A 19,397-nucleotide genomic window follows, 5' to 3' on the forward strand; every position below is an offset into this window, starting at 1 on the left:
GCCGCCTCCTGCTATGTATTATCAGTGAGGCGGCTTTTGGTACGCATATTCATAATATCAAGGATCCTAACAAGCCAATTAAATAACTAATTTTCGATATTGATAGTATTTCAAAGGAAGTGGGACTATGAAAGCCAAAAAAATTCTTATGTTAGTGGGAGACTTTGTAGAAGATTATGAGGTAATGGTACCTTTCCAGTCTTTACTCATGCTGGGGTATGAGGTAGACGCTGCTTGTCCCGGCAAAAAGGCCGGTGATAAGGTTAAAACTGCTGTACACGATTTTGAGGGAGATCAGACCTACTCAGAAAAACCCGGTCATAATTTTGTTCTTAATATTGATTTTGACAAAGTTAATGAAGACAACTATATTGGTTTAATTATTCCCGGTGGCCGGGCACCCGAGTATATTCGGCTAGATTCCAGGGTTATTGAAATTGTAAAAAACTTCGATGCTAATAAGAAGCCCATCGGGGCCATCTGTCACGGGCCACAAGTTCTATTAGCTGCCGGGGTAATTCAACAGGGAGTATTTACTGCCTACCCTGCATGTAAGCCCGATATTTTATGTGCAGGTGGTACATGGGGGGAAGTTAATGAAACCTTCAGTAACGCTTATGTGAACGGTCACATTGTCACTGCCCCTGCCTGGCCTGCTCATCCTTCTTTTATTCAGGCCTTTGTAAAACTTCTTGGTGCAGAAATTAAAATATAATCCTGTAAGTTTCAAGTAAGGCTGAAGCCTGTATTTTTATTAAATATAAGTGGTACTTCTATATACCTTTAGGCCCAACCAGGAAATCATCCACCAGAGGTAGCTGTTATCGTTAATAACCTGTTAAAGTTAAATAAATCGGGTAATTTAGCGGAGTTGGAAAAGTTTATCGATGCTGAGGAGATTGTGGTTCCTGTGAGGTTATCACCGTCTCAATACTTAGGCTTCCGTATCGTTTGTAGGAGATAAGTAAAAACATTCTTTTCGGGGCTTTCAATTAAATTATATTTTGATACAATGACCATGTTAGTGGGGACGCCTCTTGTACTTCTGTTAACGTGTTAAGCACACCCAAAGAGGCGTCTTTTTCTTTTCTGTTTTAATGGTTCATTATATATGGTAATTTTCGGTCAGGCAATAAGCCCAAACTCATAAAAAAGAACAACCCCGGAGCCTCTGACGAGGGTCCGGGGAGTTATGAAATGGGTTGGTGCCGGAGACCGGAATCGAACCGGTACGATCATTGCTGATCGAGGGATTTTAAGTCCCTTGCGTCTGCCAGTTCCGCCACTCCGGCAGCTCAGTAGCATATATTATTATATTTTATGTTCAGCCAGATGTCAATTAGAATATTTCCCCGGAAAATGTGTTTCTAATTAAATAAAATTACTGTAGAAGGAAAGTTATGCTGAGTGTTAAATATAAATATCATAATGGAAGTGGAAAAAAGGAGTGAACACTTTGCCCAAAATACTGGCTGCCCTTACAGCTATCATCACTATTACTACCGTCGTGCTGGGGCTCGCTGCTTACCTTGGTGTTGACGGCGCAGCAAAGTACCACCTAATCGCCGGACTGCTGGCCCTGGTAGCGGTACTGATCGCCACCCACCTTCTATACCATGGCAAATTGGGTAGAAAATAACTCAATAACAGGCTAAATATTGCATACTACTGGTTATAATGATATCCTGAGATGGAATATATTAAAGGATGGAGGTGAGGCAACCTTGCCCAACCCGAATCCCATTGGGATTTTTGATTCGGGTGTGGGAGGTATATCGGTGTTGAAGGAAATTCGTCTCCTGATGCCTGGTGAAGACATTCTTTATTATGCCGATTCCGCCCATTGTCCATATGGAGCACAACCGCCGGAATACATTCGCCTGCGGACAACTGCCATCACTCGCTTTTTAATCGACGCCGGAGCTAAATTAATTGTCGCGGCCTGCAACACGGCATCTATAGCCAGCTTAGATTACCTGCGCCATGAGTTTCAGATACCCATTGTGGGCATGGAGCCCGCTATAAAACCAGCCGCCAAGATAACCCGCAACGGTAAAATAGGCGTGCTAGCCACCGGGGTGACCCTTAACGGCGACCGGTTTAATTCCCTGTTAACACGTTTCGCTGATAATATAGAAGTTATCAATGTGCCCTGCCCGGGTCTAGTGGAACAAGTGGAAACGGGGCAGTTGGACACCCCGGAGACGGCTGAGTTGCTGAGCAATTTTTTACAACCGCTCATCACCGGGGATGTGGATACGGTAGTACTGGGTTGCACGCACTACCCCTTCCTGCGCCCACTGGTGGAAGCGATCATGGGAACCGGGGTAACGGTTATTGATACCGGATGCGCCGTGGCCAAAAGGGTTTACCAAGTGCTGCAGGAGGAAGACCTGCTGGCGGATACTCCCCCCGGGAAAGCCACAGAAACTTTTTATACTAGCGGCGATGCAGACCTGGTCAGACAGGTCATCAGGCATTTATGGCAGCACCCTAATATATCAGTCGAGTACATAGCGTTATAAGCCCCGGTTATTCTTAACCAGGGCTTTTTATAATCCTATCTTTTATTCAATTATTTCTCCCTCAACGTCGATTGTATCCCCCAACCAGTTCTCATAACTATTTTTCTCATAATAATCTGCAGCAAGGCGTCCGATTTGCCGGCAAACAAAATAATTCACTGAACCCGAGATGACCGCACCCAAGAACGGGATTATTTTTAGAACTGTTCGCTGAGAGGCCCGTATACCCAGTGAGATCAGCAGATCACGAGCGAGACGGGTAAAAAACTGGTTTTCCATCTGCTGCATCGCCAGCTTGCTAATGGTCTTGCTGGCCGCATCAGAGCCCAAAGCGGAAGCCATGACCCATAACGCCTCCCGGGACACCCCGGGCAAATACAGATCACGTCCGTATACGGCAGACATTTCCAGCACCATTTCCGCGGTGAAATACCCCACAGCAGTCATATCTAGCACAGTGCCCCCCACCAGCGTAACCAGCGTGCCAATAACCGGCAGTGCCGCCGGGAGAGCAGTAACTGCGCCACTGACCGCGCAAAGTCTGCTTTTTTGGACGATAATCAGCTCACATAGCTCCCGGTTTGATTTATCTGGATGCTCCTTACGCAGTTTTTCCACTCTGCGGCGCACTTCTTCTTTGTTTACCATCATTAAGGGATTAAATATCATATTTTAGCACCATACTTTAATATACATATTTAAGCCTGGAGATACTTAACAGCTGGACAATTTTTACATTATATGGTAATTTATTAATATATTCCAGATTTTTTCAGGAGGCATTATCTTAGTTTGAAAAAAGTCGTTTTCTATGTGCTGTTATCAGTTTTTCTGTTATCCAGCGCTTCAGCAATTAGTGAGCCGTTTAAAAAAAATATGCAAGCTTCTACTGACTATGAACCACTGCAAAGGCATATTACCGGCTATCTAGCTCAGCAACCCGGTGTCTACGGGCTTTATTTCGTTGATCTGGAATCCGGTCAGGAATTTGGCTATCACTCCCAAACGATCTTTCATGCCGCCAGTACTTTTAAGATACCCATGAACCTCTATCTATACCGCGCAGCGGAACACGGCCAAATAGAACTTTCAGAACAACTGCTTTTTACTGAAACACACATGGAAGGGGGCACCGGCATTTTAAAGAGCCACACGCCCGGAGGCAGCTACAGCATAGCCCAGCTGGCCGACTACTCCATATTGTACAGCGATAATGTAGCCACCAATATCTTATTGACCCGTCTGGGCAAGGAAAACGTCAAAGAGTACATGCGTTCCCTTGGTGGCCAGGTAGTGGACAATGAGCAAAATATTACTTGCCCCTATGATTTGGCGTTATATATGCAGGAAGTCATACAACTAGCCAAAAAGCCGTCAGGAGAAAAGCTATTGGACAACCTGTTTGACAACCTGCTCAAAGACCGCATTCCAGCTCCCCTACCGCCAGGAATTAAAGTAGCTAATAAAATAGGCACCTGGCCGCCAACTAACACATACAACGACGCTGCTTATGTTGTTCACCCGGATAAGCCGTATATACTGGTCATAACCAGCGAAAACACCCCCGGTTACAGTGCGGCGCGGGAAGTAATTCGGCACCTTTCAGAACTGGTCTACCATTATCAATCCAATGGGACGGTACCGGCAAGTTTAAAGCAACCGGGTACCGCTCACGCAACTGGTGTATGTTACCCCTTGCTAGCCGGAGGATTTTATGCTATGATAAATTTTGTTCAATAAATATTAGGGCGTGTAGCTCAGTGGGAGAGCACTGCGTTCGCAACGCAGGGGTCGGGGGTTCGAATCCCCTCTCGTCCACCAAAAGGCCGACAGGCCTTTATTTTTATCTCCATCATATCACAACTATAGCCCAAGATCAGCTGCCCTATTTTGCCACTCGTTTTTTATATAGCGCATCCCCTAAAAATAAACATACGCTAACTCTATTCTTCTAAATCTTTGGTACTCCTCCTTATTCTAACGATCTACAAGAGCGTCGCTCTTTGCCATTACCCCTTTCTTGCTAAATCTATCATATTATTTTAAAATGAACAAAAATACTAAGGGGGGTTATTATGTACTGGGAAAATAAAGGGCCCAGTAACACAGCTGCTACAATTCAAGCTGCACTGGACCGGGCTGGGGAATTAAATATCCAAAATATTGTGGTAGCCTCCAGCAGCGGGGAGACTGCCCGCAAATTGATTGGCTGTGGTCGCCGGGTGATCTGTGTCACCTATCATGCAGGTTACAACACCCCCGGCAGCAGGAGTATGAGCGAGGAAACGATAGCCGAGCTGCAACAGCATGACATCCAGGTACTGTGCACCACCCACCTGCTGGCGGGAGTGGACCGGGCTATCCGTAACAAATTCGGGGGCGTTTACCCGGCTGAGATCATGGCCCAGACACTCCGCATGCTGGGCCAGGGGGTTAAGGTATGTGTGGAAATCAGCGGTATGGCCCTCGATGCCGGCTTGATTCCCTTTGGGGAAGAGATCGTGGCCATCGGCGGTTCCGCCAAAGGAGCCGATACTGCAGCCGTTATTGTACCTGCCCATTCTGACCATTTCTTTGACTCTAAAGTTAAGGAAATTATCTGCAAACCCAGGCATTTTTAGGAACATCAAAGGCAGTTGCCATAGTAAACGTTGTGCAACTGCCTCTTTTTGTCTTCCAGGACAACCTGCAAGTGTCAAATTATCGCCTGGCATAACGGTTTATATCGATGCCCCGGCGTTCAAGCCATTCAGCAACTAAACCGGTAATTACCAGGGGCTTTTGAGATAGCTCGACAGGCTTCTGCGCTCCTACAAGCATCATCACCCGGCGCAAGTTAGTAATGAACTCAGTGATATATACAACCAGGCCTTCCGGACCCTCTTGCATTAATACCCGCAGCAATGGTCCAGCCATCGCCACCAGTGTAGCCCCGGCAGTTAGCGCCTTAACTGCTTCTTCAGCCGTGCGCAGCCCGCCCGAAGCAACTATAGAAATCCCCATTCCGGCATTTAACGCCTCCAACAAACTGATTGCCGTAGGCAGCCCCCATTTCTCCAGGGGGATGTTGATTTCACCGGCGCGTTTTCCTTCGATAGCAGTAAAATTAGTACCTCCATAACCTCCAATATCCAGATAACGCACACCGGCCTTAGCCAGGGCGGCTACTGTCTCCAACGCCATGCCACAGCCTATTTCTTTTACTAGCACCGGCACCGGTAGATTATGCACCAACTGTTTAATATTTGCCAGGCAGCCGCTGAAATTTGCTTCCCCCTCGCGCATCGTCAATTCCTGGCTTACATTAAGATAAAGCTGGATTCCATCGGCCTCAACCATATCAACAGCAGCCAAGGCTTCTTCAAGGGTACAAAAAGCGCTCAGATTTGCCAGCAGCAGACCCCGGGGATTTTCCTCCCGGGCGATAGTAAATGTATCGCGCACCATCGGGTCTTCCAGCGCGGCTCGTTGCGAACCCACAGCCATGCCAATTCCTGTTGCGGCTGCCGCTCTAGCCAGCTCCCGGTTTATTACGCGCACCTCGGCATGCCCTCCGGTCAGGGCATTAATCATTAGCGGGGCGCTTAATTGTTTACCCATGAAGCTGCAGGAAGTGTCCAACTGATCCCAATTTAGTTCAGGTAGCGCGTTATGTACCAGGCGCAGGTCGGCAAAACCGGATTGGCCTAATACCTCAGGCATTTCCACAGCGTATTTAATATGTTCAAGCTTACGCGTTTGTCTAGTAATATGTTGCGCCTCCCAATTATTTTACCGGACGGTCAAAATATATATTTTTACCAGTGGCAGATATGGGAATGGCACAAACAAGAGCACCCTGGACAAATCCCATCCTTCTAGCCACCGCAGCCGGGCGATACATCACCCGGTTATCAGCATTGAGCAGCCCCGCTGTTTTCGCCGCTGAACCAACGGCGATACCCAGATCAACTACCCGCCAGGCACAAAGCGGGCCTTCAAATTCCGGCCCCTGCCGGCTTGCCAATTGAGTACATGTATCATGACCGCAGGCACCGCAATTAAGGCCAAGCGGCTCGTTCTCCCGCAAAGACACCAATAATACAGCATCAGAACGCCGAATGTTTTCCGCATCCCGGTCAAAATTAATTCTGCCGGTTGCTTTTCCGAATCTATCCATTTCATCGGCTAACTGAAGCAGGTCGTCACCTACCAGCACCTGGATGTCCAGGTAATCCTGTCCCAAGCCCTTGGGCGCCGTCCTGGCTGCTAGCGCCATAAGCTCAGCAACCGTCTGCATTATGCAAAACAATTAATCACCCCCACATGCCTAAGTAACATATTGTTATATCATACCACATGCTGGTCGATACTACACATACATTCTACCTTGAAAAAGGTTATTAATTAGTTTCACAATTAAATTATGTTTTATGTTTTTAAAAAATAATTTGCAAGGCAGCAGGAATTTTGAAGCTTATTCAGAATATTTTAAAATATATCTTGACAACAATCATTATTATTGAATATTATAATTTTGTAAGTTAAACAGTAAAGACCCATGAAGTCTGTCAAATATTTATAAACTAAGCGAAAAGCGGTGGTGTCAATGGCTAAAGAGGTATTGACTAACAATGGACCTGTAATAATTGAAGGTCCTGTTACTAAAGAGCATCTGGTTTCATTGGATGTAAACCGGAATTTAAACAACTTTAGGCATCCCAAGCGGCAAAAAGAGGCTATGATTTTGATAGCTGGGCATCCCGCAGGATTAGTATATATTGCCCGCTCTGGTCAGGAAATAATCGGCTATGTTTTATTTCATCACCCCTACAAATACAGTCGGTGGAGCAAGCACCCGCGCATTCTTGAGTTGGGTGCGATTGAGGTTAGCTCAGAATGGCAGCAAAAGGGTATTGCCAAAGCGTTATTACAGGAAGCATTTAAAAATCCGGTATTAGAAGAGTATGTACTAATTACCACCGAGTTTTATTGGCACTGGGATTTGAAAACCAGCGCCCTGGGACTATGGGAGTACCAGAGTATGATTAAACGTCTTTATGGAACAGTGGGCTTTAAGCGGCGGCATACTGATGATCCTGAAATACTGGAGCATTCAGCCAACATGCTAATGGTGCGCATTGGAAAAAATGTAAGTAAAAATCACATCGAAATGCTTAGCGAGCTTACTTACCAAAATTCCATTATCATGTAAATAATGGGTTTTAAACAAAGGCTTAATTAGTGCTAATGACTTGGTGAAATGGTAGCCTTTATCTTTTGCTTTTAAGTTAACCGAATATTCCCACAAAATATAGCCTGCTGTTCCTATTTTTCATTCGCCATGATATTTATATCCCTGCAGCAAAGTTTGGTCTTCAATCCCAGTAAATGATAGTTTTGCGCTATGCGATTAAACAGCACGATATTTTTTTCACACCTACTGCTTTGTCCCATACCACATGTGCACAGAGCAGTCTAATTAAGTTTGCCCATTTTATTCGAAAAGAAAGTTACCTAGCTATAAAAACCTGGTCGTTTGACCCGGTTTTTTTGACTTATTAATCAAGCAAAAAATGCACATACTATAGCTAAATAACAACTGTTAACAGGAGGTTAAGAGTTACATGATATCTACTACAAGCCTGGCCGATTTTTTGGTTAAAGCGAATGAAAGACTGCCCAAGGAGGCGGAAAGAGTACTTCAAACACTGTTAGAACAAGGCAACATGAATAAAGAGGATCTTTCATTAACGGCCCGAGTTAAAAGGGCTGTACTAGATCATATTATTATGCAGTTATATGCTCTAGGACTGGTTGAGATATCTACCGAAGGGAAAAGTAAAATCTGCAGCGCTACTAACTTAGGTGACGAATTTATTAACTTGGTCAGAGCCGGATAAATTTCCGGCTTTTTTCATCCGTCCCTCAGGCTAGCAAACATGATATAATTACAGATACAATATTTTAGTGTAAGGAGCATAGCAATGGCGGGAAATATTGAAATACTGCAAAGCATTCCCTTATTTACCCTGCTTAACAAGCAACAGCTGGAAGAGGTAGAGAAATCGATTATAGAACGCAACTATCAAAAAGGTCGGATTATTTTCATGGAAGGTGAGCCTGGAGAAGCGATATTTTTTATTAAGTCCGGCCGGGTCAAGGTAACCAAGCAAGCTAAAGATGGCCGGGAGCACATCTTGCATTTTATTTACCCCGGGGAAGTATTTGCAGAAGTGATCCTATTCGATGAAGGCAACTACCCGGCTACCGCGGAGGTAGTCGAGGATTGCACGGTGGGCTTGATTAGAAACGCGGATATGGAAAGAATAATTGGCAATCACCCGGACATGGCTCTAGCTTTACTTAAAATAATGGCCCGGCGACTGCGTATCGCCCAGAACCAGCTGGTCGAGTTGGCCTTAATGGATACCACTCGCCGCGCTGCCAGCATGCTGCTATTCCTGGCCGGTGAACAAGGTATTAAAACAGACCGGGGTACTGTTATTAACATCTCATTGACTAATCAGGATCTGGCCAACCTGATCGGCACATCCCGTGAAACAGCAAATCGCATATTGAATGATTTCAAAAGACAAAAGGCTATCGATATAAAAAAAAGCCAGGTTACCATACTGGATAAGTATAGATTGCGGACCTGGATTTAAGCCAGATAAACTATTCTTTGGTAATAATACTTAAAAAGTTATGGAGTATTAAGGCAGTCATGCCCCAAATAAAATAGTTTTGATATTCATAAATGTAAGCAGGTAATGACCAGCGCTTAGTCCATCCCCCCCTGTATTTTTCCGGAACCCGGTCGATGGGAAAATCAGGGCTGTAGCGGGTTGCTACTTCTAAGCTGCTTACTTGCGGAGGATTTGCCTGCAGAAAAGATAGGGGCACCGTAAAAATTTTATCCACTTCAGACCGGTTGGGCTCAATATGCTCCGGTGACAATATCCGTCCCACGAAGGGATGTACTAGTACCCCGAAAGGAGTAATTAACCTGTCCAGCGAGCCAATAGGCACTATATCTTCAAATGAGAGTCCTAGTTCCTCCGAAGCCTCCCGCAGAGCAGCAGAGCCCGGCCGGCTAGACTCGATTTCCTCCACATGCCCGCCAGGAAAACAAATTTCACCAGGCTGCCTACTCAGGTTCATAGAGCGCACCTCAAACAGCAGCTCTAAACCGCTGGCACCCTGAACCAGCGGCAGCAATACCTCCGATACCAGGTAATGGTCCTTAATCATTAGATCCGGTTTATTGCTCATTAATTTTTTTCTTATTTTGTCTTCGGTCATCAACTATTCTCCTGATGCACCATGCTTAATTTTATGTACACATTTAACTTTACTGATTTATTTTTTATTGTCAATAGCTGCTCAAACACTCAATATACTGCTTTAAATCAGACAACTTGCCCTAATTTTATGGTGACTTTTTAATTTTTACCGACCCCTTCATAGTAAGATTTAGCTACCCATGAAATTATGACAAAAGGGTGTGCAAGCCAGTATGCACACCCTTTCCTTGAGCCAAAATGACTTTCCTTAAATTATCATGAAAATAATATCTTTTTACTGCGCACATCGTAAAGTCCCGAGGGTGTCATTCTGATAAAGGGAACTCCGGTGTGGGCCATGAAATCCATCGTGATCAATGGCCCTGAGTGGGCGCCCCGCTCTATAAGGTAATCCTCAATTACCCTTTGCGCTCTATCCAAACTGCCCACGTCTTGATCTGACATAATGCCGCCAATCACCATGGGGCATTCAGCTCTGATGACACCACCATCCACCAGAACAAGCCCACCGCCTATTTCCAACAACCGGTTAAAGGCCAGGGCCATATCGGCATCATTATTACCGATTACAAATGGTGCGTGGTGGTCATGTGAGGTACTGCTGGCCAAAGCTCCGATTGATGCCCCGTAACCTTTCATAAAGGCAGAGACAAGCCTATTTCTGCTTATGTGCACCATGCTAATTTTAAGTATATCTTCGCCCTCAGTCATAATCTGTCCGGACTTTACCGGTAAATTGGCATAGTCCAATTTGGTAATGGTACGGTTAATGATTTTAACCACCGGCACTTTCACATTTTCCCCATCCGCTGCGGTAGCCTTTACAGCAAAATGCTCCGGGGTAACTGCAAAAGTAGGAACCCGACCAGGGCGCCAGTTTTCAATAGACAGCTTGGGTAAGTTTAAAGGTAGTTCTTGGAGCAGTTTTCCATTCTCAGCTACTATCTCACCATTCACCATCACTTTTACCGGATCCGGTAATATCGGGCTTTCTAAAAATAATATATCGGCAAATCGCGAAGGCCCGATCCCTCCAATTATTTGGTCAACCCCCATGTACTGGGCGGCGTTTATAGTAGCCATTTGTATGGCCGTTACCGGGGGTATGCCGTACTTAATGGCATCTTCAACTAGATATTTCATATAGCCCTTGGTTAAAATATCACGCGGGCTAAACCAGTCCGGTGTCATCATCAACCATCTGGTATCAAACTCCGGATCCAGGGTAATAACCTTAGATAGCTTTTCCATATCGCTGAGAATAGACCCGTGTCTAAACATAGCGTGTACACCAAGACTAACTCGATGATGTATATCTTCAGCACTAATCGACTCATGGCAAGAAGTTATACCAACGTTAACCAAGGCATTAAGTGTATCCGGTGAACAACCTGCACCGTGGCCCTCAATGCGCTTATTTATACCGCGTGCATAAGCAAGCTTACTTAATAGCGTTTCATCAAGATCAAGAGCCCTGACCCAGGCCACAATCTCACTCACGGCAATTGCCCTGGGGTGATTGAGAAAACTGATGAACTCCTCCATGGTTAAGCATTCTTCGCCTTCGATGTTGGGGAGAATTGGATTTGCTGCACAGATACAATAAAAGAATTTCAACGGCAGGTGCTCAGTCATATCCATCATACCTTGAACACCTTTAGCTCTTAATGCTCCGGTTATTGACGTAGTATCCGTTAAAATGGTCGTTGTGCCATGAGGCAGTATCTCATTGGTCAAAGCTATAGGGTTAGCGCCAAAATCGGTGTGCTCGTGAGGGCCAATATAGCCCGGTGCCAAATACAGACCCGTGGCATCTATAACTTCTGTTGCCTCACCCACCATGTTACTTGATGTACCCACGTAGGCAATTCTACTGTTCTTAATCGCTACATTTATTCCAGTCTGTATTTTACCTGTATAAACATTTATTAAATTGGCATTAGTAATAATTTTATCGGCGTAAACTTTGCCCAGGGGCACTTGAATTAATTCCTGATACTCTTTTATGTCCAGGTTATAGAAACCACCCTGAGAACTCATCATCAAGCACCTGATTTCCTAAATATATTATTGATAAACAAGCGAGAAGAAACAGACCCCCGTTATAATTTATACCGGGGGTCTGCTCTAATCTAAAATTTTACACAGCCAATGAATTAAGCCAATGCTTATTCAAAGTCCGGTACTAACACAATTCTCTGTGTCAGCTTGCCCGAATGTGCATCTTCAAACGCCTGTAAAATTTGACTCATGGGACGATATTCTACAAACGGCTTAACCTGGATTTTGCCAGCCAAGACATAATCCATAACATCCTTATAATACTTGGGCAGGCAACCCCATGTCCCCATAATTTCAGCATCGAAAGCCATTAACTTGGAGAGCATGTAGTCAACCTTCTGCATGCCATAGCCAACTACCATCATCCGGCCAACAAAGGAGAGCATATCCAGAGCAATTTCCTGACCAGCTTTGCTGCCTGTGCACTCAAAGATCTTCCAACCGGCAGTAGGTAATTTCTTTTCTTTACAATAAGCCTTAAATTCAGCAACAACCTCTTTATTGGTCTTGTCCTGAGTGCTAATCGCCTTGGTGGCACCAAAATTAAGAGAACGATCTAATTTCTCTTGGTTTCTGGCAATGGCTATAACTTCTTTAGCCCCCAGCACTGAACAAATCTGTGTCATGTAAACACCGATACCACCGGTAGCACCGGTAACGATGCACAGATCTCCTTCTTTTACTTCAGCCTTCATAGCTGCCTGATAAGGAGAAGTAACTGCATCAGCGACTACTGACAACATTTTTAATTCAAAATCACCACGATCCTCCACTACGGTGAGATCAGCGGCTGGTACGGGAATATGACTGGAAAAACCGCCATAGATACCCAGGCTGTTACCAGGCATTTTTTGTTTTAAACAACGATTGCCGCGGCCAGAAGCACAAATATCACAATTATTACAGGGCATAACAGCAGGAATAATAACTTCTTTGCCAACCAGATTTTCAAAATCTTTACCGGCCTTAACAACTACGCCACTTATTTCGTGACCAAGTGTCAACGGTGGTTTTTGCACTGTAGGTACGCCATCATAAAAATAGCCTACGTCAGTATGGCACACGCCACAGCCAGCTACTTCAACCAATACTTCGCCATCAGCCAATTCCGGCACAGGGATCTGGGTCTTTTCAAGTTTACCAGGTTCTACCATTTGCCAGGTATTTATCATGGTCGGTACTGCCATTTACGAAAACCTCCCTAAAATTTTAAAATATTTTATTTACCCTGCCATACCGGTTTACGTTTTTCCATAAAGGCATTTAAGCCTTCCTTCGCATCAGCGGTAGGCATTAATTCATTCAGGTAAATATCATCTATGGCTTTAAGTCCTTCAATAAAGCCCTTATTCAATCCTGCCTTCATGGCCTTTTTGGTATACGCCAATACTACAGGACTCAGAGACATGAACTTTTTACAAAATTCCTTTACACCTTCAGCAAAGTTATCAGCAGGTAAAACAGCGTTCACCAATCCAAGCTTATCAGCCCTGGCAGCATCAATAACTTCGCCGCTCAATATCAATTCATATGCGTGCGGCATAGACGTTAATCTGGGGAGCATATAGGAAGCCAGGGGTGGAAAAACGCCAACCTGAATTTCCGGCTGCCCCAGCTTAGCTTTTTCCGAAGCAACAACCATGTCGGCAAAAAGCACTAATTCATAGCCGCCACCCAAAGCCGCACCATTAACGGCGCACACAATAGGCTTATCATTGTCATACATATTATGAAAAATACTATCAAAAACTTCAATCATTCTATCAACTTTATCGGGTGTATGATCAGCAACATCTACACCGGCTGAAAAAGCTTTCCCAGCTGCATCCAACAGAATTATATTTCCAGTTTGCCCTTTTGCCCACACAAAAGCGTCGGCCAATTCCTCCATCATGGGAATAGTTAATACGTTAAGTGGCGGGTTATCCAGAGTTATTGTAATTAATCCATCTGCGTTATTTGTTTTTATAAATTTGTAACTCATACTATACCCCCAAGTCTAATAACAGACCATCTGCGCTGTTAAATAATGGCTGCCTAAGATAATAACAGGCGGAGAGGCTAAGCCCCGCCTCTCCACCTATATTATTTTAGCAGATATAAAGCTTCCGCTCGAAGCTATGGAATTATTTACGTGGAGCCATAACTGCATCGATCAGCTCTTGATCAAACGGATGTGCTTCAGCAAGCAGCTGACGATACTTAATAAAGTCAATGGTGTCTTTACCGGTCAATTTCTTGGTAGAGAAAGCGTTGAAGCCAAGGTAAGCTTCACTGCTCATATTGGTGCCGAGCCAATGACGGTATGCCAGTTTGTTCATATCCCAGAAGAATTTTTTCTTCTGTCTCATCATATCAATGGACATCTGCAAGCAGTTGGGGAACAGATTTGTCAGAGTCCAAATTAGTTTTTCAACTTCGCCATCCAGCATGGAGAAGTCAACCTCAGCACTCTTGATAATCTCTTTAGCCTTGGCTGCAGCTTCGCCGGTTACGTTTTCACCGTAAACAATTTCGCCATTGTCAACGAATTTGTCGGTGATTACCTGTGGGTTGCGGATAAACTCGCCATTCACTTTAAGTACGGGAACAGCCTTGGTGATTAAGCCCTTCCAAACCATCTTGTAGGCGCTCCATACTTCGCAGGAGATACAATTCCACATAGCATTCTCCATGCTCATATTCCAGTGGAGGAAGTCTGTGCTGCCGCCAACCGGTGCGGAGCCATGTCTGGGACCAGCTTGACCAAATACGGCCAAGTCGGAAGCAATAGCGATGTCGCAAGCCATACCGATTTCTTGACCACCGGCTACACGCATGCCGTTTACGCGGCAGATAACCGGTTTTTTGCAATCTAGCAGACCATCAACCATTCCGTTGAACAGGTCCATGTACTGCATATATTCACTGGGGTTGCTGCTGTAGTATTCAGCATACTCTACAGTGTTACCACCAGTACAGAACGCTTTGTCGCCAACAGAGGTGAAGATCATAGCCGCAACGGACCTGTCCGCAGAAGCCTTAGCAGCACCAGCGATAACGCCCTTAACCATTTCAGTGGTGTAGGAACCATACTGTGAAGGGTTGTTCAGAATAACCCACGCTGTGTAAAGGCCAGGAACCTCTTCACCAGTTTTAGGATTTTTAATAGGTCTTTTTTCATAAATTACGCAAGGTGCTTCGGTACCAAAATGTTCATCACCAAAAAGCTCATGATTCTTTACATCGGTTTGGCGGGGCCATTTATTCAGATCCATTAGTCATCCTCCTATTAAATAATTTTTTTAAGAGATCTTCCTTTAGTAAGCATTATTCCAACATTGTGCTGGTATTAGTCATGCCAGCTTTTACCACCCCCTCATTTAAGGTAGTAAAAACGTTGTTATGCTTTAATGAATTCGTATGACAACTGACCGTCATCGTATTGTATGGTTCTAACGGCCACTTTCATGCCAATTTCTACTTCTTCTTCCGGGATACTGCCATCAAGCCGGCCAAAAACCTGTACGCCGTCAAATGCGGCCATACCAGTGGTATAAGGTACGTCCTTCTCAAAACCGGTAGGTGCAAAACCTTGTCTGGTAAAGGTTACCAAAGTACCCACACCATCGATTGGGAACCAATCCATATCGTTACTCAGGCATTGGTCACAATCTGCCCGGGGAGGAAAGAACTTTGCCCCACAGGATTTGCATTGTGTGCCTCTTACTTCGCCCTTTTCAAGGTAATCAACAAAAGCATCGACCTTGGTCTGGGAAGCAAAACTTTTACGTCCGAATTTTTTAAAACTCATATTTTCTACCTCCCCAGAATGGTTACGTTAGCGTAAAGCCCTACGCCGCCAACATTATGAATTAACCCGATTTCAGGTTGTCCCGGAACCTGCATGGGACCGGCTTCATCACGGAGTTGCAGTACAATGGTACGTACCTGCGAACCACCGGTAGCACCGATCGGATGACCCTTGGATAGCAAACCGCCATCAACGTTCACAGGAATTTTGCCGTCAATTAGATTCTGTCCTTCGCGGACAATTTCCACACCTTTACCGGGTTCGGCGAACCCAAGAGCCTCATAAGCCAACAATTCAGCTATTGTGAAGCAGTCATGTACTTCCGCTACCTTAACATCCTGGGGCTTAATACCAGCCATAGCATACGCATCTTGAGCAGCCTTCATAGCGGCTGTTAAGCCGTAACAATTGCCACGGCCAGTTAGCGTTACGCTGGCTGAGCCTGAACCCAATCCCATAAACCAAACAGGTTTTTTGCATAATTCTTTAGCTCTGTCCGCACTAGCAACGATTACACAAGAAGAACCGTCGGCATTGGCACAGCAGTCAAACTTTTTCAGCGGGCTGGTCACAACCGGGGCATTCAAACATTCATCTACGGAAAGCACTTTACGATATACGGCTCTGTCGTTGATCGCACCGTATGTGGTGGATTTAGCCCTGATCATGGCCAGGTCTTTTTCGGTACTGCCATACTGTTTAAAATGAGCTGCAGCGTGCATGGCGTAATAAGCGGGCATCATGGTGCCAAATGGTGATTCCCACTGAATGTCGGAGCCACGGCCCATTCTCTCTTGAGAATCAGCTGAGGTAATTTCCGACATTTTTTGAAAACCGACAACGGCAACGATATCATGTAAACCAGATTTGACCATACTATAGGCTACTCTCAGACCAGAAGTGCTGGATGAACACACTGATTCGATGGCAAATGTCGGTGCGGGAACAAATCCGAGGTACTCGGCAATTACCCCAGCGGGACTACGCTGTAAATCGTATTCCGGAGCTGAGCAAATAACCGAGGCACTAATATCCTTAGCAGTTATGCCTGCGTCTTGTGCGGCTTCTTTCCACGCATCAAAAGCCAGCTCTCTGATCGAACCCGGATATTCCCTAACAAATGTACTTTGGCCAACGCCAATAATGGCTACATCTTTGGACATATATGAACCTCCCCGAGATAGAAACTTTTTCGGTTGGCAAATTATATCATAACCATGCCGCCGTCTATACAGAGGGTCTGGCCGGTTATATAAGCTGAGTCATCGGATGCAAAGAATACTACCGTCGGGGCAACCTCTTCAGGTTCACAGAACCTACCCAGCGGTATGCGTTCTAAATATTTAGGAGCTAACTTAGGATCAGTTGAAATTTTTCTAGTCATTGGTGTTATCACCATGGGTGCTATTACATTGACCCTGATATTAAACTTCGCCAGTTCTTTAGCACAGGATTTAGTCAACGCAGTAACACCGCCCTTGGAGGCAGTGTAGTTTACCTGACCGATGGTGCCAATCAGACCTGCGGAAGAGGTAATGTTAAGTATTGAACCGCTCTTCTGCTCCATCATTGGCTTGGCTACAGCCTGTATACAGTTAAACGTACCTGTAAGATTAATCCTAATTACATCGTCCCATTGCTGTGGAGTCATTTTCCATAACATTGCGGGTATGCTGACCCCTGCGTTGTTGAAGAGAAAATCTACCTTACCGAATTTGGCAATGGTATCATCTACCATCTTTTGCACCTGGTCACGATCTCCTACATCAACAGCTAATGCTAGATACTGAGCACCAGCGTCCCTAAGATTCTGACAGATCTCGCTGTCCTCGTTAATGCTGCGGCTAACAACAACCACCGCTGCACCTTCCTTGGCCAGGCCCAGCGCCACTCCTTCTCCTATCCCCTGGCGTGCACCTGTAACTATGGCAACTTTCCCCTGCAGTCTCATTTCTAATACATCCCCCCCTTTTAGAATTGGAATATGCGACACTCCACCTAACTGAACCGGTGGGAAAACAAACTGCAAAAAAGCCTGCCGCAATTTTTTTTCCTAATGAACACAAGAGACTGGACAGCATGAATATGCCATTGAATTATGTCCAAGATATTCAATTCACAAGTTCATGTACAAATCCAGTTACTCCAAATGTCGGTTTCAAGATTAACCTAGATGGGCAATAAGTTAAAGAATTTTATTTTAACATTACCGGTGTAGTCTAAAATATAAGGATATGTGCTTTGCACATAGCTACATCAGTTATGCAAAAATAGCAGACAGTTGTTTTTTGTCTTTAAAAATACTTGCGTCCTTACCGGCACCTAGTTTCTATTTACCGACATACCTATAGTGTTTGTCCATAAATATACTATAAGGCAATTAGGAATTTTCCAAAATCACTTAAAAGCATGGATACAAGGTTACTTGCGGGTGAAACTAGTGTTAATCCCATTTGGGTAATCCCAATAGCATTAGCCGCATGCATACCCTGCCCGACTTTATTATGTCTAATCTACAGGAGATTTGTCTGTCATGGTCATTTCTAGCCGTTGCTCACCTATACCTACCGCAAAGGCAATCACCCAGATCGATTTCATATAATACACCCGTTACAATTTGATCCAAGCCCTAATTGAAGCTTATTCTTATACTAACCCATATTCTCAAATATATCCTTAGCTCACACAATTTTTGCTTATTATATCACCTTAAAGCTTATTTATAGCTATAAGGTGATATAATTTTGTACTACACCGCCTCAAGAATTACTAATAAGGGTGAAACAGGGATTAACCTTTTTAGGCTATTTGAATATTGACAGAGTTACCAACAAGAATTAAAATCTATATTATAGAAGTTTGTAAAAATATAATAATAAAAATCACCCATAGAGTGATGTTACAGTTTATATGGTTAATTAATATAACCAAAGTAATTTTTATTTTAAAACGTGAAATTTTTCACCCAAAGAAAAGCTATAATAAAGCACGCAACTAACAGTGTGCAAAACACCTGCAGATCTCGTGAAAAAGGAGGAAACGCATAGTGTCCCAGATTAGGATTATGATCGTAGACGATCACCCAATGATTAGGGAAGGCCTAGCTACCATGTTGGCAACATGTGATGATATAAACATTGTCGGTGCATGCGAAAGCGGAGATGAGGCAAATATACATGCTCCCCAAATGCAGCCCGATATTATCCTTATGGATATCAAAATGAAAGGCACTAATGGTATAGACGCTGCAAAGCAGATATTAAAAAACTTACCACAAGTTAAGATTATCTTCCTAACTGTTTTTGAAGATGCGGAATTTATGCGTCAAGCTCTTCAGGTCGGAGCTGTTGGTTACATATTAAAAAACGTCACAAAAGAAAAATTAATCGAATCCATACGACGGGCACATAGGGGAGAAACAATAATCGATCCTACTGTATTTAATACCATAGTAAATGACTATATTAAGCTATCCAATTTAGCCGAGGAAACAGAAGAGGATGCCCCGCCAAAATTAGATTTTACTCCCCGGGAAAAAGAGATACTTTACCACTTAACTATGGGTATGACTAATAAAGAAATTTCAGCAACAACCCATCTAGCAGTCGACACAATAAAAACTCACCTGCGTAACATCTTCCGAAAAATGTCTGTCAAAAATAGATCTCAAGCTATTAATCACGGGATTAAGTATTTTAACTCCCACATCCAATAGTAATCTAGAGGAAGACT

Annotated in this window: 20 protein-coding genes and 2 tRNA genes; 10 read left to right on the forward strand and 12 right to left on the reverse strand. The window is 44.3% G+C overall.

Features of this window, described 5'->3' with window-relative positions; translation table 11 throughout:
* Positions 1-127: 127 nt before the first annotated feature.
* Complete coding sequence (locus SPSYN_RS09340; protein WP_161822171.1) at positions 128-715, forward strand: DJ-1/PfpI family protein; 588 nt, start codon at positions 128-130, stop codon at positions 713-715.
* 488 nt (positions 716-1,203) lie between these two features.
* Here SPSYN_RS09340 and SPSYN_RS09345 read toward each other — a convergent pair.
* Positions 1,204-1,292: transfer RNA gene (locus tag SPSYN_RS09345), tRNA-Leu, on the reverse strand.
* 164 nt (positions 1,293-1,456) lie between these two features.
* Here SPSYN_RS09345 and SPSYN_RS09350 point away from each other — a divergent pair.
* Both SPSYN_RS09350 and murI read left to right on the forward strand, forming a co-directional pair.
* On the forward strand, positions 1,457-1,639 hold the full coding sequence (locus SPSYN_RS09350; protein ID WP_161822172.1) for a hypothetical protein: 183 nt from the start codon (positions 1,457-1,459) through the stop codon (positions 1,637-1,639).
* Positions 1,640-1,724: 85 nt separating this feature from the next.
* Positions 1,725-2,525, forward strand: coding sequence for a glutamate racemase (gene murI, locus SPSYN_RS09355; RefSeq protein WP_161822266.1), 801 nt, complete (start codon positions 1,725-1,727; stop codon positions 2,523-2,525).
* A 42-nt stretch (positions 2,526-2,567) separates the two neighbouring features.
* On the opposite strand, the gene SPSYN_RS09360 is transcribed toward murI, so the two are convergent.
* A complete protein-coding gene (locus SPSYN_RS09360) occupies positions 2,568-3,194 on the reverse strand; it encodes a hypothetical protein (RefSeq protein ID WP_161822173.1) in 627 nt (208 codons plus the stop codon).
* A gap of 123 nt (positions 3,195-3,317) precedes the next feature.
* Between SPSYN_RS09360 and SPSYN_RS09365 the strand changes: the two genes are divergently transcribed.
* From SPSYN_RS09365 to SPSYN_RS09375, 3 genes are all read left to right on the forward strand, one after another.
* Positions 3,318-4,265: a serine hydrolase gene (locus tag SPSYN_RS09365; protein WP_161822174.1), complete on the forward strand. Its 948-nt coding sequence runs from the start codon at positions 3,318-3,320 to the stop codon at positions 4,263-4,265.
* A 6-nt stretch (positions 4,266-4,271) separates the two neighbouring features.
* Positions 4,272-4,346, forward strand: a tRNA-Ala gene (locus SPSYN_RS09370).
* A gap of 254 nt (positions 4,347-4,600) precedes the next feature.
* Positions 4,601-5,146 (forward strand): pyruvate kinase alpha/beta domain-containing protein, encoded by a 546-nt coding sequence (locus tag SPSYN_RS09375; RefSeq protein WP_202623773.1) that lies wholly within the window; start codon positions 4,601-4,603, stop codon positions 5,144-5,146.
* 79 nt (positions 5,147-5,225) lie between these two features.
* Here the strand turns inward: SPSYN_RS09375 and fni are convergent, their stop codons facing one another.
* Both fni and SPSYN_RS09385 read right to left on the reverse strand, forming a co-directional pair.
* Positions 5,226-6,275 (reverse strand): type 2 isopentenyl-diphosphate Delta-isomerase, encoded by a 1,050-nt coding sequence (fni, locus tag SPSYN_RS09380; RefSeq protein ID WP_161822268.1) that lies wholly within the window; start codon positions 6,273-6,275, stop codon positions 5,226-5,228.
* A 16-nt stretch (positions 6,276-6,291) separates the two neighbouring features.
* The gene (locus SPSYN_RS09385; protein WP_243152982.1) at positions 6,292-6,816 is read right to left on the reverse strand and encodes a ferredoxin domain-containing protein; all 525 of its coding nucleotides are present in this window, start codon (positions 6,814-6,816) and stop codon (positions 6,292-6,294) included.
* A gap of 297 nt (positions 6,817-7,113) precedes the next feature.
* Between SPSYN_RS09385 and SPSYN_RS09390 the strand changes: the two genes are divergently transcribed.
* From SPSYN_RS09390 to SPSYN_RS09400, 3 genes are all read left to right on the forward strand, one after another.
* Complete coding sequence (locus SPSYN_RS09390) at positions 7,114-7,719, forward strand: GNAT family N-acetyltransferase (RefSeq protein WP_161822175.1); 606 nt, start codon at positions 7,114-7,116, stop codon at positions 7,717-7,719.
* Between the two features lie 412 nt (positions 7,720-8,131).
* Positions 8,132-8,407 (forward strand): transcriptional regulator, encoded by a 276-nt coding sequence (locus SPSYN_RS09395; RefSeq protein ID WP_161822176.1) that lies wholly within the window; start codon positions 8,132-8,134, stop codon positions 8,405-8,407.
* An 84-nt stretch (positions 8,408-8,491) separates the two neighbouring features.
* Entirely contained in the window at positions 8,492-9,172 is a 681-nt protein-coding gene (locus SPSYN_RS09400) for a Crp/Fnr family transcriptional regulator (protein ID WP_161822177.1), read from the forward strand.
* Positions 9,173-9,182: 10 nt separating this feature from the next.
* Here SPSYN_RS09400 and SPSYN_RS09405 read toward each other — a convergent pair whose 3' ends face one another.
* From SPSYN_RS09405 to SPSYN_RS09440, 8 genes are all read right to left on the reverse strand, one after another.
* Positions 9,183-9,809 (reverse strand): NUDIX hydrolase, encoded by a 627-nt coding sequence (locus SPSYN_RS09405; RefSeq protein ID WP_161822178.1) that lies wholly within the window; start codon positions 9,807-9,809, stop codon positions 9,183-9,185.
* A 257-nt stretch (positions 9,810-10,066) separates the two neighbouring features.
* On the reverse strand, positions 10,067-11,854 hold the full coding sequence (locus SPSYN_RS09410; RefSeq protein WP_243153001.1) for an adenine deaminase C-terminal domain-containing protein: 1,788 nt from the start codon (positions 11,852-11,854) through the stop codon (positions 10,067-10,069).
* Positions 11,855-11,979: 125 nt separating this feature from the next.
* Positions 11,980-13,059, reverse strand: a complete 1,080-nt coding sequence (gene had / locus SPSYN_RS09415) for a 6-hydroxycyclohex-1-ene-1-carbonyl-CoA dehydrogenase (protein WP_161822180.1) — start codon at positions 13,057-13,059, stop codon at positions 11,980-11,982.
* Between the two features lie 32 nt (positions 13,060-13,091).
* Positions 13,092-13,856, reverse strand: a complete 765-nt coding sequence (locus tag SPSYN_RS09420; protein WP_161822181.1) for an enoyl-CoA hydratase/isomerase family protein — start codon at positions 13,854-13,856, stop codon at positions 13,092-13,094.
* 142 nt (positions 13,857-13,998) lie between these two features.
* A complete protein-coding gene (gene oah / locus SPSYN_RS09425; RefSeq protein WP_161822182.1) occupies positions 13,999-15,129 on the reverse strand; it encodes a 6-oxocyclohex-1-ene-1-carbonyl-CoA hydratase in 1,131 nt (376 codons plus the stop codon).
* Between the two features lie 125 nt (positions 15,130-15,254).
* Positions 15,255-15,665 (reverse strand): Zn-ribbon domain-containing OB-fold protein, encoded by a 411-nt coding sequence (locus SPSYN_RS09430; RefSeq protein WP_161822183.1) that lies wholly within the window; start codon positions 15,663-15,665, stop codon positions 15,255-15,257.
* Between the two features lie 5 nt (positions 15,666-15,670).
* Positions 15,671-16,828, reverse strand: coding sequence for a thiolase C-terminal domain-containing protein (locus SPSYN_RS09435; RefSeq protein WP_161822184.1), 1,158 nt, complete (start codon positions 16,826-16,828; stop codon positions 15,671-15,673).
* Positions 16,829-16,869: 41 nt separating this feature from the next.
* The gene (locus SPSYN_RS09440; RefSeq protein WP_161822185.1) at positions 16,870-17,616 is read right to left on the reverse strand and encodes an SDR family NAD(P)-dependent oxidoreductase; all 747 of its coding nucleotides are present in this window, start codon (positions 17,614-17,616) and stop codon (positions 16,870-16,872) included.
* A 1,095-nt stretch (positions 17,617-18,711) separates the two neighbouring features.
* Here SPSYN_RS09440 and SPSYN_RS09445 point away from each other — a divergent pair.
* Positions 18,712-19,380 carry a response regulator transcription factor gene (locus SPSYN_RS09445; protein ID WP_161822186.1) on the forward strand — a complete coding sequence of 223 codons (669 nt, stop codon included), beginning with the start codon at positions 18,712-18,714 and terminating at the stop codon, positions 19,378-19,380.
* Positions 19,381-19,397 lie beyond the last annotated feature (17 nt).

Source organism: Sporotomaculum syntrophicum, assembly GCF_009932395.1.
GTDB lineage: Bacteria > Bacillota > Desulfotomaculia > Desulfotomaculales > Desulfallaceae > Sporotomaculum > Sporotomaculum syntrophicum.